At 63.6% G+C, this 261-nt stretch carries 1 pseudogene; it reads left to right on the forward strand.

The window, feature by feature from the left end:
- Window positions 1-261 (forward strand): annotated as a pseudogene (locus tag ACVA58_RS28260) (urocanate hydratase); the annotation flags it as partial.

Genomic DNA, 261 nt, shown 5'->3' on the forward strand with positions numbered 1-261 from the left:
GGCGTGAAGAATGCCTTCGACTTCCCAGGCTTCGTGCCCGCCTACATTCGTCCGCTGTTCTGCGAGGGCAAGGGCCCGTTCCGCTGGGTGGCGCTGTCGGGCGATCCGGAAGACATCTACAAGACCGACGCCAAGATCAAGGAACTCTTCCCGCACAACACGCACGTGCATCGCTGGCTCGACATGGCGCGTGACCGTATCGCCTTCCAGGGTCTGCCCGCACGTATCTGCTGGCTGGGTCTGGGCGAGCGTCACCTGGCT

This window comes from Photobacterium sp. DNB22_13_2 (genome assembly GCF_052873915.1).